We start from the raw sequence: 13,816 nt of genomic DNA on the forward strand, positions 1-13,816 counted from the left end.
CGCAACGACGAGACGGGGTCCAGGGAGCACCCTGGACCCCGTCACCGGCCTCGGGGGGCCGCAGGCGTCAGCCGAGCGGCAGACCCTTCACCGGCAGGGTCTCGGCGCCGGGCAGCCCGCCCTTGGTGAGCGATTCCGTCGGCAGTCCGCCCTTGGTGGCGGTCGACGCGGTGTCCCCGAGGAGGCTTCCGGCGGAACCCGCCGCCTCGCCGGCCGTCTTCTGCGCCGCGGGCGCCGCCTTCTTCACGGCCTTGCCGCCGCTCTTGCCCGCGGCCGGCACCGCCTGCTCGACGGTCTTGCCACCGGTCTCACCCGCGAGTCCGGTGACGTTCTGCGCCGCGCCGTCGACCGTGTTGCCGACGCTCGCGCCGTCCAGGGCGGTCAGTCCGCCGAGGTTCGGAGCGGGAAGGCTGGGGGCCGCACTGGCGGAGCCGGCCGCACCGACCCCGGCGGCCGCTCCTGCAGCGACAAGCAGCGCGGCACGGGCGATCCGGCGGGTCAGGGGGAGGGACATGATGCTCCTTCGACGGGAGAGAACAAGGACTGTCTGTGACTGCTGTGACTGTCTGTCTGTCCGGGCCCGGACGCAGTGACTACCGCTCGAAGCCCGCGAAGGTTGCGCACGGCCGACGTAAAGAGTTGGCAATGCGTCGCATTATCGCCTGCGGATAAAAACGGGCAAAAACCGCCCGATGTGAAAGTCCGTCAAACCTCCGGAGCCCTTTGTCCGCAAGGGATTCCCCGGATTCGGGGGTGACGGCGCGAAAACCTGAGCACCCGGCCGTCCGGACGGTCCGTACATGACCCGACCGAGTGAAGACTCGTACTACTGCGCGGTGACGATGTGTACGGTGCCCGCACCGCCGCCCGCCCCCGTGGAGCCGGCGGCCTCCGCACTGGTCGTGCCGGTCGCCCGCCACCGGCTGTCGGTGTTCCCGGCGACCCACTCCCGGCCCGCGTACGAGACCCGCTCGATGCGCAGCGCCGAGGCGTTGGCCACCGCCCAGTGCGCCAGCTGCCAGCCGCGCTCGCTCACACCGCGCCCACCGGCGGTGTCCGCGGCCACGGGCAGCGTCACGGTCCGGCCGACGCTCTCGGCGACCGGCACGTCCGGGTCCGCCGAGGGGGTGGGCGAGGCGTCCTGCGCGTCGGCTTCGGCGCCCGCCTGCCGGAGCGCCTTGCGCCCGAAGTCGCGGGCCAGCGCCGCCCGCACCGCGTCCGGCCCCGTGGCCGTCGTCGTGGCGGCCGAGCGGCCGTTGCAGGTCAGCGTGGCCGCCGCCGTCCCCGTCAGCGCGGCGGCCAGCACCGTGGCGTCCGGCTCGTGCTTGGCGTACGCCTCCGGATAGCCGCTTCGCTGCACGCGCTGCGCGGCGACCGTGAGCGGCAGTTCGGCGTAGCCGCGGACCTTGGCGAGATGCTCGTAGAAGACGGCCGCCGCGTACGCCGGGTCCGTGACCTGCTTCTCGGTGCCCCAGCCCTGCGAGGGCCGCTGCTGGAACAGACCCAGCGAGTCGCGGTCGCCATGGGCGAGGTTGCGCAGCCCCGACTCCTGGAGGGCGGTCGCGAGTGCGATGGCCACGGCCCGCTCGGGCATGGCCCGGTCGGTCCCGACGGCGGCGATCGTGGCCGCGTTCACCGCCTGCTCCGGCGTGAACTCGTACGACGCCCCGTTCGCTCCGCCGGAGACGACCCGGCAGCCCGGATCATCGGTGCCGCCGGTGACGTACTGCACCACGACATAACCCGCGACGGCGGACAGGACCGCGCAGGCCGCCCCGAAACGGAGGAGGCGGCCGCGGCGCTTGGGGGAGGGTGACGGCTCTGGCACGCGTACAAGGTACTGGAGAGTACTGAGGAGTAGGAGGCCTGTGTGCCGAGCGCGAAGAAGCAGGACGTTCTGCGGGGGCGTTAGGGTCGACGGCATGGCCGACACCCCGCTTGACCTCACTCTGGACGCCGCCGCACTCACCGCGCGGCTCGTCGACTTCCGTTCGGAGAGCGGCACCGAGAAGCCGCTCGCGGACGCGATCGAGGCCGTCCTGCGCGCTCTGCCCCACCTGACCGTGGACCGGTACGGCAACAACGTGATCGCCCGCACGAACCTGGGCCGCGCGGAGCGCGTGGTCCTCGCCGGTCACATCGACACGGTCCCGATCGCCGACAACGTTCCCTCGCGGCTGGACGAGGACGGGGTCCTGTGGGGTTGCGGCACCTGTGACATGAAGTCCGGGGTGGCGGTCCAGCTGCGTATCGCGGCGACGGTCCCGGCCCCCAACCGCGACCTGACCTTCGTCTTCTACGACAACGAGGAGGTCGCCGCCGACCTCAACGGCCTCAAGCACGTGGCCGAGCACCGTCCCGAGTGGCTGGCGGGCGACTTCGCCGTGCTGCTGGAGCCCTCCGACGGCCAGGTGGAGGGCGGCTGCCAGGGCACCCTGCGGGTCCTGCTGAGGACGAAGGGCGAGCGGTCCCACTCGGCGCGCAGCTGGATGGGCTCCAACGCCATCCACGCTGCGGCCCCGATCCTGGCCCGGCTGGCCTCCTACGAGCCGCGCCACCCGGTCATCGACGGCCTGGAGTACCGCGAGGGGCTCAACGCGGTCGGCATCACGGGCGGGGTGGCCGGCAACGTCATCCCCGACGAGTGCGTCGTCACCGTCAACTTCCGCTACGCGCCGGACCGGAGCGAGGCGGAGGCCGTCGCCCACGTCCGCGAGGTCTTCGCCGACTGCGGGGTGGCGGAGTTCGTGGTCGACGACCACAGCCCGGCCGCCCTTCCCGGCCTCTCCCACCCGGCCGCCGCGGCCTTCATCAAGGCGGTCGGCGGCACCCCGATGCCCAAGTACGGCTGGACGGACGTGAGTCGCTTCTCCGCGCTGGGCGTCCCCGCGGTCAACTACGGGCCAGGCAACCCGCACTTGGCGCACAAGCGGGACGAACGCGTGGAGACGGCCAAGATCCTGGCGGGCGAGGAGCGGCTGAAGGCCTGGCTCACCGCCTGACTGCACCTCCGGCCCGTGGGCACCGAGTGGCGGACACGCCGACGTCCCCCGTCCGTAACCCGCGTGGATCTACGCTGAGGTGGAACGAACTTCCCCGGCTCTCCGCTTCGCTCGAGCCGGGGAAGCCCAACCGCGGAGGGAGCTCACCATGGCTACAGGGAACCCCGAGGGCAAGAAGCAGCCACCGGACGAACAGCGCCTGGGACCGGTCCTCCGCAGGCGGGACCAGGTGCAGTCGAGCACCACGGACCAGCGGCTGCTGGACGAACGCGCCCCCTCCGACTGGGTTCACACGGACCCCTGGCGGGTCCTGCGCATCCAGTCGGAGTTCATCGAGGGCTTCGGCACCCTCGCCGAACTCCCGGCGGCGATCAGCGTGTTCGGTTCCGCCCGCACCCCGGTGGGTTCCCCGGAGTACGAGGTCGGCGTACGGCTCGGCAGGGCCCTCGTCGACGCCGGGTGGGCCGTGATCACGGGCGGCGGCCCGGGCGCGATGGAGGCGGCGAACAAGGGGGCGTCCGAAGCGGGTGGCGTCTCGGTGGGCCTCGGCATCGAGCTCCCCTTCGAACAGGGCCTCAACCCGTACGTCGACATCGGTCTGAACTTCCGCTACTTCTTCGTACGGAAGATGATGTTCGTGAAGTACGCGCAGGGCTTCGTCGTCCTGCCCGGCGGCCTCGGCACGCTGGACGAGCTCTTCGAGGCCCTCACCCTCGTCCAGACCCAGAAGGTCACGCGCTTCCCGATCGTCCTCTTCGGCACGGAGTACTGGGGCGGCCTCATCGACTGGCTGCGCAACACCCTGATCGCCCAGGGCAAGGCCGCCGAGAAGGACCTTCTCCTCTTCCACGTCACGGACGACGTGGAGGAGGCGGTGGCCCTGGTGTCGAAGGAGGCCGGCCGCTAGGCGCTCCGCCCGGAATGCAGCCCCTCCGGCGTTCGAGGAGCGGGAGCGGGCTCCGGGAGGGGAGAGAGGCGGCGGGGGTGAGGGAGGCTGGGCCGGCCCCCCGTCGCGCTACCGCCGTGGGCGGGGAAGGCTGACGCAGCCCTCGTCGCGCTACCGCCGGGGCGGGGGAGGCTGACGCAGCCCTCGTCGCGCTACCGCCGGGTGCGGGGAAGGCCGGGTCAGTCCCCGTCGCGCTACCGCCGTGGGCGGGGAGGCCGGGTCAGTCCCCGTCGCGCTACCGCCGGGCGCGGGGAAGGCTAGGCCAGTCCCCGGCGCGCCACCGCCGGGGCCCGGTGCCCGGCGATCGACGCCACCATGTCCAGCACCTGACGGGTCTCCGCCACCTCGTGCACCCGGTACACCTGTGCTCCCAGCCACGCCGACACGGCGGTGGTGGCCAGGGTCCCCACCACCCGCTCCTTCACCGGCCGGTCCAGCGTCTCGCCCACGAAGTCCTTGTTGGACAGGGACACCAGCACCGGCCACCCCGTCTCCACCATCTCCCCGAGCCGCCGGGTCGCCTCCAGGCTGTGCCGGGTGTTCTTCCCGAAGTCGTGCCCCGGATCGATCATGATCGACTCCCTCGGCACGCCCAGTTCCGCAGCCCGCTCCGCCAGCCCCACGGTCACCCGCAGGATGTCGGCCATGACGTCGTCGTACGTCACCCGGTGCGGACGGGTGCGCGGCTCGGCGCCCCCCGCGTGCGTGCACACCAGCCCGGTCCCGTAGCGCGCCGCGACCTCCGCCAGCCGCGGATCGACGCCGCCCCAGGCGTCGTTGAGCAGATCGGCCCCCGCCTCGCAGACCGCCTCGCCGACCTCGGCCCGCCAGGTGTCCACGCTGATGATCACGTCCGGGAAGCGCCGCCGCACCTCGGCCACGAAGCCGACGGTCCGCCGGGCCTCCTCCCGCGCGGTGACCTCTTCGCCCGGCCCGGCCTTGACGCCGCCGATGTCGATGATGGCCGCGCCCTCCGCCACCGCCTGCTCCACGCGCGCGAGAGCCGGCTCGTCGCGGAAGGTCGCCCCCTGGTCGTAGAAGGAGTCGGGGGTCCGGTTCACGATCGCCATGACCACCGGCTCGTGCGCGTCGAATTCACGCCTGCCCAGCCTGAGCATCCCCTGTGACCTCTCCCAGTACGTCCGGCACATCCACCGCCTGCGACCCTAACCGTCGGACCCGCATGGCACGATCGGACCCAAGCACATCCACTCCGAGCACTCCGAGCGTGGGGACCCACCGATGGTTATGTTCTTGTTCCTGGTCATCGCGCTGGCCGTCGTGGTCGCCGCGGTGACCCTCGCCGTGGTGGGCGGTGGCGAGGGCACCGGCCCGCTGCCGGAGGTCGCCCCCGAGCGCCTGCACGACCCGCTGCCCCCGGACCGCCCGGTCGACCGCTCCGACATCGACCACCTCCGCTTCCCGCTGGCCGTCCGCGGCTACCGCATGGCCGACGTGGACGACGCCCTCAACCGCGTCGCCGCCGAACTCGCCGAGCGCGACGCCCGCATCGCCGACCTGGAGTCCGCCCTGGCCGGCGCCAGGACCCGGGCAGGCGGCGGCCACGTCTCCATGGAGGAGCCGGCCCCGGAGGACCAGCAGTGAGCGACGGGAACGCCCTCGTCGGCGCGGACGGCGCCCTGCGCTGCCCCTGGGCGCTGTCCACGCCGGACTACGTGACCTATCACGACGAGGAGTGGGGCCGCCCGGTCCACGGTGACGACGCCCTGTTCGAACGCCTCAGCCTGGAGGCGTTCCAGTCCGGCCTGTCCTGGATCACGATCCTGCGCCGCCGCCCCGGCTTCCGTGCGGCCTTCGCCGACTTCCGAATCGCCTCGGTCGCCGTCTTCACCGACGAGGACCGCGCACGCCTGCTCGCCGACCCGGGGATCATCCGCAACCGCGCCAAGGTCGACGCCACCCTCGCCAACGCGCGCGTGCTGGCCGGCTGGGCACCCGGCGACCTGGACGAACTGATCTGGTCGCACGCTCCCGACCCGGCCGGCCGGCCGGTCCCGAAGACCCTGGCCGACGTGCCGGCGGTGACGGAGGAGTCGACGGCCCTGTCGAAGGCGCTCAAGAAGCGGGGCCTGCGCTTCGTGGGCCCGACGACGGCGTACGCGCTGATGCAGGCGTGCGGCCTGGTGGACGACCACCTGGAGGCATGCGTCGCCAGAAGCGCCCGCTGAGGGCGCGGGAGGCCGCGTGACCGGGCGTCACGACCCCGCAGCCCGCGGCGGTCCCGCTGTGACCGGGCTCAGCGGCCCAGGTACTTCGGCTCTTCCTTGTTGACGAAGGCCCGCACCGCGATCGCGTGGTCCTCCGAGGCCCCGGCCCGCGTCTGCAGCTCGTCCTCCCGGGTCAGCGCCTCGGCCAGCGAGTGGGAGGACCCGTAGGCCACCGCCTCCTTGATCGCCGCGTACGCCACCGTCGGCCCCTCGGCCAGCATCCGCGCCAGCTGCTCGGCCGCCGAGCGCAGCGAGGCCGCCGGTACGACCCGGTTGGCGATACCCAGCTCGTGCGCCTCCTGGGCCGTGATGCTGCGAGGGAAGAGCAGCAGGTCGGCGGCCCGGCCCGGACCGATCACCCGGGGCAGGGTCCACGAGACGCCGGAGTCGGCGGTGAGCGCGACCCCGGCGAACGAGGTGTTGAAGGACGCCGTGTCGGCCACGACGCGGTAGTCCGCGGCCAGCGCGAACCCGAAACCGGCCCCGGCGGCGACCCCGTTGACGGCGGCGACCACCGGCTTCGGCGCCTCGGTCAGCGCCCGCACGATCGGGTTGTAGTGCTCGGCGACCGTGCTCATGACCTGCTTCGAACCCTCGGCCAGCAGCCCGATGTGCTCCTTCAGGTCCTGTCCCACGCAGAACGCCCGCTCGCCGGCGGCGGTCAGCAGGACGGCCCGCACGGCGTCGTCGGCAGCCGCGGACTGGACCGCGTCCCGGAGGGCGACCTTGGTCGCGATGTTCAGCGCGTTCATCGCCTCGGGGCGGTTCAGCGTGATCGTCGCGAGCCCGTCGCTCACCTCGTAGAGCACGGTGTCGGCCATGGCGTTTCCCCTCCGTGTCGCGGCTCCGGCGTACTACTCGTCAGTACGTCAGGTGTACGAGGACAGCATGGCGGAGATCGACGTGCCAGGACCGGACCCGACATGTGACCTGCGTCAAAGAATTCCGGAGGGTTTCCGGTGCGCGGAAGTCCGTGCGGCGGTGCAGTATCGCAGTCACATCGCCGAATTGAGTGGTTTTGCTCGCGCGCGTTGCCCAAGCGATGCCGACTGATGTTGGTCATCGGGTCCTGAGATGCGGGATAATGGCCTGGAAGCAATGTGTTCGATGCCGGTGCCGTGTGTCCCACGCTGGACTGCGGCTGCCCTCCAGGGGCCGTCGGCTTTGACGATGAGCTGGTTTCAGGAAGGGGAACGAGCATGGCGGCCATGAAGCCGCGAACGGGTGACGGCCCGCTCGAGGTGACCAAGGAGGGGCGGGGCATCGTCATGCGCGTTCCGCTCGAAGGCGGCGGTCGACTCGTCGTCGAGCTGACCCCTGATGAGGCCGACGCGCTCGGCGACGCCCTCAAGAAGGTCGTCGGCTGACGCGCAAGCGACCCTACTCTTTCGACCGCTCCGGCATCCCTCGGGATGCCGGAGCGGTCGTTTTGTCAGGTTCTTCGTGATCCGCCGTGGCCACCGGGCCCGAAAGGCCCAAGGGCCGCCCACCGACCTGCCGTGCGCGAGCCGCGCCCACCCGGACCGGACTCGACCGGAGCCTGACCGAGGACCGGAGCCTGACCGTCAAGCCCGCGGTCAGCGCTTGACCGCGCACAGCAGTCCGTCGCCCACCGGCAGCAGCGACGGCACCAGCTCCTGGCTCTCGCGCACCGCCCGCAGCAGTTCCCGGATCCTTATGACCTCGGTGGGCTGCGGTCCGGAGTCGACCGTGCGGCCGTTGGCGAAGACGCCCTCGAACACGACGAGGCCGCCCGGTCGCAGCAGGCGCAACGATTCAGCGAGGTACTCCAGGAGTTCCAGCCGGTCGCCGTCACAGAAGACGAGGTCATAGCCGGCGTCCGCGAGGCGGGGCAGGACGTCGAGCGCGCGGCCCGGGATGAACCGGGCCCGGTTGCTGGCGAAGCCGCAGGCGCGAAAGGCCTGGCGGGCGAACTGCTGGTGCTCCGGCTCCGGGTCGACGGTCGTCAGCACACCGTCCGGGCGCATCCCGTGCAGCAGGTGGATCCCCGACACGCCGGTGCCGGTACCGATCTCCGCGACCGCCTTCGCGTCCACGGTGGCGGCGAGCATCCGCAGCGCGGCGCCCGTGCTGGGCGACACCGAGCGCAGCCCTGCCTCACGTGCCCGGTCACGGGCCCAGTGCAGCGCTTCGTCCTCGGCGGCGTAGGCGTCGGCGAACGCCCAGCTTGCCTGCCGGTTGCCGGTAATGACCCTCTCCTGTCCCCGTGGTTGCCTGGGCGTGACTGTATCCGTTGCCGCCGGGAACCCGCAGATGGGACCGCGCGTTTGAAGGGGTGGGAACGACAGCGGGGGGACACGGTTGGATCACGACGAGGGACCGGGTGTCGAGCAAGTGCTGACGCAGCCGTATGAGCCGTGTCAGCACAGATCAATTTCTCGTAAAACCGCTTATCCGGAGCTAACGGGCGAGGTGGCTATGGTAGGGGCTCCACTGGACATCACCACCAGAGCCGACAGGGGAGGTGCGGTCGCGCCCGTGGATCGGGGAGGAGTGCTGCGGCGCTTTCTCGGTTCGGCAGGCAGGCCTAAATCCGTGAACGACACCGCTGCTGACCACAGCCAGGCCGCAGGCACCGCCGCCGGCCCCGCCCAGACCGCGACCTTCTCCACCGACGCGGACGGGCAGGCGTGGACTCCGCCCTCGTGGGAGGAGATCGTCAGTATGCACAGCGGCCGGGTCTACCGGCTCGCCTACCGTCTGACCGGTAACCAGCACGACGCCGAGGACCTCACCCAGGAGGTCTTCGTCCGCGTCTTCCGCTCCCTGTCGACGTACACCCCGGGCACCTTCGAGGGCTGGCTGCACCGCATCACGACCAACCTCTTCCTGGACATGGTCCGCCGCAAGCAGCGCATCCGCTTCGACGCACTGGGCGACGACGCTGCCGAGCGGCTGCCCAGCAAGGAGCCCAACCCTCAGCAGATCTTCAACGACGCCCACTTCGACGCGGACGTCCAGCAGGCCCTCGACACCCTCGCGCCGGAGTTCCGTGCCGCGGTCGTCCTCTGTGACATCGAAGGCCTGTCCTACGAGGAGATCGCCGCGACCCTGGGCGTCAAGCTGGGCACGGTCCGTTCGCGCATCCACCGCGGCCGTTCGCAGCTGCGCAAGGCCCTCGCGCACCGCTCGCCCGAAGCGCGTGCCGAGCGCCGCTCCTTCGTGCCCCGCGTACCCGCTCTGGGAGGAGGAAGGGGCGCGACCGCGTGAGTGGATCCCGACACGACTCCGCCGAGAGGCTCCTCGCGGAGCAGCACCTCGGAGACCGGCTCTCCGCCCTGGTGGACGGCGAACTCGGTCACGACACCCGTGAGCGCGTGCTGGCGCACGTGGCGACCTGCCCCAAGTGCAAGTCGGAGGTCGACGCGCAGCGCCGGCTGAAGAACGTCTTCGCGGAAGTAGCCCCGCCCGCCCCCTCCGAGAGCTTCCTGGCCCGTCTCCAGGGGCTTCCCGCGGGAGGTGACCCGGACGGCGGTGGCACGCCGCTGGGCGGGGGCGGATTCGGCGACGGGGTCTTCGGACTGAGCGGATCAAGACGGGGCGAGCTGTTCGAGTTCGGCTATGTTCCCGCCCATGACCACGGGTCCGTCCTGTCACCGGCCTCGGACCGCGGCTTCCGCATCCACGCCGTAGGCCGTGGCGACCGCCATGACACCGAGCGTTCGCGCGGTATGCGGTTCGCGTTCGTCGCCGCCGGCGCGGTGTCGCTGGCCGCGATCGCGCTGGGCGGGATGACGACCGTCGCCCCGATCGACACCACCGCGGACAGCCGCGGGGGCTCGGGATCCGGGAGCAATGTGACACCGGCCCGCACCCCGGGCACGGGCTCGGCGGCGTCACCGGACAGCCAGCGCCGTCGCGCCGCCGGTCCGCTGCTCTCCCAGGGCGGCCAGTTCGGCGACATCCCGGTCGCGCCGACCGAGGTCTCCGCACCACTGCTGCCCGGCGTGCCCTCCCCGGCCGTCGGTGCGGCCGAACAGGCCCTGCACCGGCTCACCTCGCCCATGGTGGCCGGGGCCGCGGTCATGTCCCCGCTGATACGCCCGCTCGGCACCACCCCGCCGGTCACCCTGACCGCCCTGACCACCGCTCCGCAGGCCGCCGGGCCCGGTCTGCTCGCCGCACCCGTCCCCACCGCCACCACCTCGCCTTCCGCGCAGAACACCCGCTGACCCGGGGCCCGCGCCGCGCCGCCACGAACCTGGCTGAATCCAGGGAGGATCCGGGGAGGACCGCGCCCTGCCAGGCAGCCGGGCGCGAAGGCGGAGTCCGCAGGCCCGGTGCCGAAGCGTGCGGCCGGTCGGCGCCTCGGTCCCGGGGAAGCGGGCTCGAGTGGGGGAGAGCATGGACGACGGGCAGCCCACGCGGGCGAAGTGGTGGAGCCGACCTCGACCGCAGGCATCCCCGGGGCGGCACAGCCCTGCGGACCGGGCCGACGACACGACGGCGGATCCGGCATCCGAGGAGACCACCGGCCGCGGACCGTCGACCGGGACGGAGGACGAGGGCGACTTCGAACTGGCCCGCCCCGCCCGTCCGACACCCACCACCGACGACGGCGATGGCGACGGCGATGGCGACGGCGATGGCGACGGCGATGGCGACGGCGATGGCGACTACGAACTGAGTCGCCCCACCGCTGAAGCGGCCCCCCTGGCACCCCCGGCCCCGCCGACGGCCCTACCTGCGCCGACGGCCCCGGAGGGGCAGACCGGCCCCCAAGCCTTGGAGGGGCGGAGGGGCCCGGAGGCGGCGGAGGGGCAGATCGGCCCGGTGGTGCCGGAGGGGCAGACCGGCCCGGTGGTGCCCGAGGGGCAGACCGGTCCGGGGGCTCCGGCAGGGCGTACTCACGTCGCCGCGGCCGCCGGTGTCTCCACCGAGGCGGCCCCCACAGGGCGCCCAGCGGCCGGCGACGAGCGGCCCAAGCCGCTGCATGACCCCGATCCCTATAGCACCCCGCCGTACGGCGAACCGGGCCCCTGGGCGCCCGCGCCGCCCGTCCAGCACCCGGCGGTGACCTCCACGCCTGCCTCGGTCGCACGCGGCGCTTCGCCGCCCGTTCCCGTGCCCGCCACGGCGACGGTGGAACCCGCGGCCCCGGAAACAGCCACGGCGCCCGTAGGGCACGCCGCGCCTGCTGCTCCTGCCCGGCCGGTGGGGCTCGCGCCCGGCGGCTCGGTAGGGCACGTCGCGCCTGCCGGGCCCGCGCCTGCCGGGCCTGCGGCTCCCGCCGGACCTGCTGGGCCCGCCGAACTTGTCGGGCCGGCCGGGCCTGCTGTGCCTGCCGCATCCGTCGGCCTCGCCACTCCCGTCGGTCAAGCGGCGCCGCTCGGACACTTCGCGCCGCTCGACCCCGCAGCACCCGCACCGGCACATTCAGCCGCACCGGCACCTTCAGCCGCTCCGGCACCTCAGGCCGCACCGGCACCTCAGGCCGCACCTCACGCCGCACCCGCAGGGTCCGGCGTGTCCGGTGTCGGGAGTGGTGGGGGGCAGGTTGCTGTGGGGGATACCGCGACCGCGTCCGCCGTCGATCCCTGGCGTCGGTATGACCCCTGGTCGGCCACCCCGCTGGCCGGGGCCGCGGCTCCCGGAGGTACGCGCGGCGGGGCGCTCGTGGGCGGTCCTCTGCAATACCTGGGTGCGGGCGTGCTCGCGCCGCACCCGGGGTCCGGATCCCAGCGGCGCAGGCAGGACCGGTGGCGGCTGCTCGGCGGCGCCCTGGCCGTCGCGTTGGTCGCCGGCGTGCTCGGCGGAGCCGTGGGCGTCCAGCTGGAGCGCAACGGAGGGCTCGACCCCGTAGAGCTGCCGCAGGCCTCCGCGGGGCCCACCGGGCGGGCCGCGGACAGCGTGGCCGGGATCGCCGCGCGCGCCCTGCCCGGCGTCGTCACGCTGCATGTCAGCGGCGGTGAGGAGTCCGGCACCGGCACGGGCTTCGTACTCGACTCGCGCGGCTACATCCTCACGAACAACCACGTCGTCGAGCCTGCCGGAGGCGACGGCGGGATAACCGTCGTGTTCAACGGGGGCCAGACCGCCGAGGCCGAGGTCGTCGGCCGGGACAGCGGCTACGACCTCGCGGTGGTGAGGGTGACCGGGGTGAAGGGGCTGAAGCCCCTCTACCTCGGCAACTCCGACAACGTCCGGGTCGGTGACCCGGTCGTCGCCATCGGCGCCCCCTTCGATCTCGAGGGGACCGTCACCTCCGGCATCATCAGCGCCAAGGAACGGCCCATCACCGCCGGCGGCGGGAGCGGGGACGGGAGCGACGTGTCGTACGTCGACGCCCTCCAGACCGACGCGCCGATCAATCCGGGGAACTCCGGCGGGCCCCTCCTCGACGCCCAGGGCCATGTCATCGGCATCAACTCCGCCATCCGTTCCGCCGACGACGGCACCGACCCCGGGAGCGCCCGGGCCGGTTCGATCGGCCTGGGGTTCGCCATCCCGGTCAACCAGGGCAAGCGCGTCGCCGAGGAGCTGATCAACACCGGCAGGGCGACCCACCCGGTCATCGGGGTCACACTCGACATGGCCTACGCGGGTGACGGCGCCCGGGTCGGCACCGCGGACGGTGCCGCGGGCCCCCCGGTCATCGCGGGCGGACCCGCCGACCGGGCCGGCGTCCGGGCGGGGGACGTCATCACGGAGATCGACGGGCGACGCGTCCACTCCGGCGAGGAGCTGATCGTCAAGACCCGCGCCCACCGTCCCGGCGACCGGCTGGCGCTGACGGTCCAGCGGGACGGCCTGACACGCACCCTCACACTGGTGCTCGGCTCGTCGAGCGGCGGCTGACGCGGCCCCCCCGGCGCTCCCGCCCGCTCCTGCCAGCCTTCCGCTCCCGCCCCGCCCCTTGGCCGCCCCGCGCCTTCCGGTCCTTCCGAGGCGCCTCCCGGTCCTCCCGGTCCTCCCGGCCTCCCGGTCCTTTCCCAGGGCCGGGGATTGACAGAAACGTCACAGGTCGGGCCCCGAAACCCGGTCCCACAAGGCAAACAACGCGGAAAACCGGCCGCGTACACGCACTCGGACGCCGTCGGACGGTACCGGTCCGACAGGTGCGACAGGTACCGTGGACCCGGCCCGGACCACGGAAGACCCCAACTTGACCACCGAGGGCCGAGGGCCGAGGGCCGCGGACATCGCAAGGAGCTTCAGGTGTTCAATGACATAGGACCGCTCGAGCTGGTGACGATCGTCGTCCTGGCCGTGCTCGTCTTCGGTCCGGACAAGCTCCCGAAGGTCATTCAGGACGTGATGCGCACCGTCCGGAAGATCCGTGAGTTCTCGGAGAGCGCCAAGGCGGACATCCGCAGCGAACTGGGCCCGGAGTTCAAGGACTTCGAGTTCGAGGACCTCAACCCCAAGACGTTCATCCGCAAGCAGCTGGACAACGACGAGCTCGGGCTGAAGGAGATCCGCAACGGCTTCGACCTGAAGAAGGAGATGGCCGAGGTCACGGACGCGGTCCACAGCCGCGACACGGACGCAGCGGTCTCGGGTTCCTCCACCTCGGCGATCTCCCCGGCCTCGGGAGAGGGTCGTATCGACATGACCAAGAAGCCCGAGGAGCCCGGCAAGGACGACCGTCCGCCCTACGACGCGGACGCCACCTGAGT

Annotated in this window: 14 protein-coding genes; 9 read left to right on the plus strand and 5 right to left on the minus strand. The window is 72.5% G+C overall.

Annotated elements, in window-relative coordinates; genetic code table 11:
* Positions 1-67: 67 nt before the first annotated feature.
* The gene (locus tag QF030_RS27300; RefSeq protein WP_307165251.1) at positions 68-514 is read right to left on the minus strand and encodes an ATP-binding protein; all 447 of its coding nucleotides are present in this window, start codon (positions 512-514) and stop codon (positions 68-70) included.
* Between the two features lie 312 nt (positions 515-826).
* Entirely contained in the window at positions 827-1,828 is a 1,002-nt protein-coding gene (locus tag QF030_RS27305) for a heavy metal transporter (RefSeq protein ID WP_307165252.1), read from the minus strand.
* Positions 1,829-1,922: 94 nt separating this feature from the next.
* Between QF030_RS27305 and dapE the strand changes: the two genes are divergently transcribed.
* The gene (gene dapE, locus QF030_RS27310) at positions 1,923-3,002 is read left to right on the plus strand and encodes a succinyl-diaminopimelate desuccinylase (RefSeq protein ID WP_307165253.1); all 1,080 of its coding nucleotides are present in this window, start codon (positions 1,923-1,925) and stop codon (positions 3,000-3,002) included.
* 148 nt (positions 3,003-3,150) lie between these two features.
* The gene (locus tag QF030_RS27315) at positions 3,151-3,909 is read left to right on the plus strand and encodes an LOG family protein (RefSeq protein ID WP_307165254.1); all 759 of its coding nucleotides are present in this window, start codon (positions 3,151-3,153) and stop codon (positions 3,907-3,909) included.
* 296 nt (positions 3,910-4,205) lie between these two features.
* On the opposite strand, the gene folP is transcribed toward QF030_RS27315, so the two are convergent.
* Positions 4,206-5,066 carry a dihydropteroate synthase gene (gene folP / locus QF030_RS27320; protein WP_307165255.1) on the minus strand — a complete coding sequence of 287 codons (861 nt, stop codon included), beginning with the start codon at positions 5,064-5,066 and terminating at the stop codon, positions 4,206-4,208.
* 124 nt (positions 5,067-5,190) lie between these two features.
* Between folP and QF030_RS27325 the strand changes: the two genes are divergently transcribed.
* Together QF030_RS27325 and QF030_RS27330 are read left to right on the plus strand one after the other, a co-directional pair.
* On the plus strand, positions 5,191-5,553 hold the full coding sequence (locus tag QF030_RS27325) for a DivIVA domain-containing protein (protein WP_307165256.1): 363 nt from the start codon (positions 5,191-5,193) through the stop codon (positions 5,551-5,553).
* A complete protein-coding gene (locus QF030_RS27330; RefSeq protein ID WP_307165257.1) occupies positions 5,550-6,137 on the plus strand; it encodes a DNA-3-methyladenine glycosylase I in 588 nt (195 codons plus the stop codon). Before QF030_RS27325 ends, QF030_RS27330 begins: the two co-directional genes overlap by 4 nt.
* Before the next feature lie 68 nt (positions 6,138-6,205).
* Here the strand turns inward: QF030_RS27330 and QF030_RS27335 are convergent, their stop codons facing one another.
* A complete protein-coding gene (locus QF030_RS27335; RefSeq protein ID WP_307165258.1) occupies positions 6,206-6,997 on the minus strand; it encodes an enoyl-CoA hydratase/isomerase family protein in 792 nt (263 codons plus the stop codon).
* A 378-nt stretch (positions 6,998-7,375) separates the two neighbouring features.
* On the opposite strand from QF030_RS27335, the gene QF030_RS27340 reads away from it, so the two are divergent.
* Positions 7,376-7,543 (plus strand): DUF3117 domain-containing protein, encoded by a 168-nt coding sequence (locus tag QF030_RS27340; RefSeq protein WP_003966491.1) that lies wholly within the window; start codon positions 7,376-7,378, stop codon positions 7,541-7,543.
* A gap of 210 nt (positions 7,544-7,753) precedes the next feature.
* On the opposite strand, the gene QF030_RS27345 is transcribed toward QF030_RS27340, so the two are convergent.
* A complete protein-coding gene (locus QF030_RS27345) occupies positions 7,754-8,452 on the minus strand; it encodes an O-methyltransferase (protein WP_078890047.1) in 699 nt (232 codons plus the stop codon).
* Positions 8,453-8,690: 238 nt separating this feature from the next.
* On the opposite strand from QF030_RS27345, the gene sigE reads away from it, so the two are divergent.
* From sigE to QF030_RS27365, 4 genes are all read left to right on the plus strand, one after another.
* Positions 8,691-9,407 carry an RNA polymerase sigma factor SigE gene (gene sigE / locus QF030_RS27350; protein ID WP_307167712.1) on the plus strand — a complete coding sequence of 239 codons (717 nt, stop codon included), beginning with the start codon at positions 8,691-8,693 and terminating at the stop codon, positions 9,405-9,407.
* Positions 9,404-10,369: an anti-sigma factor family protein gene (locus QF030_RS27355; RefSeq protein WP_307165259.1), complete on the plus strand. Its 966-nt coding sequence runs from the start codon at positions 9,404-9,406 to the stop codon at positions 10,367-10,369. The genes sigE and QF030_RS27355 overlap by 4 nt, the downstream gene beginning before the upstream one ends.
* A 592-nt stretch (positions 10,370-10,961) precedes the next feature.
* Positions 10,962-12,995: a trypsin-like peptidase domain-containing protein gene (locus QF030_RS27360; protein WP_444875800.1), complete on the plus strand. Its 2,034-nt coding sequence runs from the start codon at positions 10,962-10,964 to the stop codon at positions 12,993-12,995.
* A 360-nt stretch (positions 12,996-13,355) separates the two neighbouring features.
* Positions 13,356-13,814, plus strand: coding sequence for a sec-independent translocase (locus QF030_RS27365; RefSeq protein ID WP_307165261.1), 459 nt, complete (start codon positions 13,356-13,358; stop codon positions 13,812-13,814).
* Positions 13,815-13,816 lie beyond the last annotated feature (2 nt).

Origin of the sequence: Streptomyces rishiriensis (assembly GCF_030815485.1) — a bacterium.
Taxonomy (GTDB): domain Bacteria; phylum Actinomycetota; class Actinomycetes; order Streptomycetales; family Streptomycetaceae; genus Streptomyces; species Streptomyces rishiriensis_A.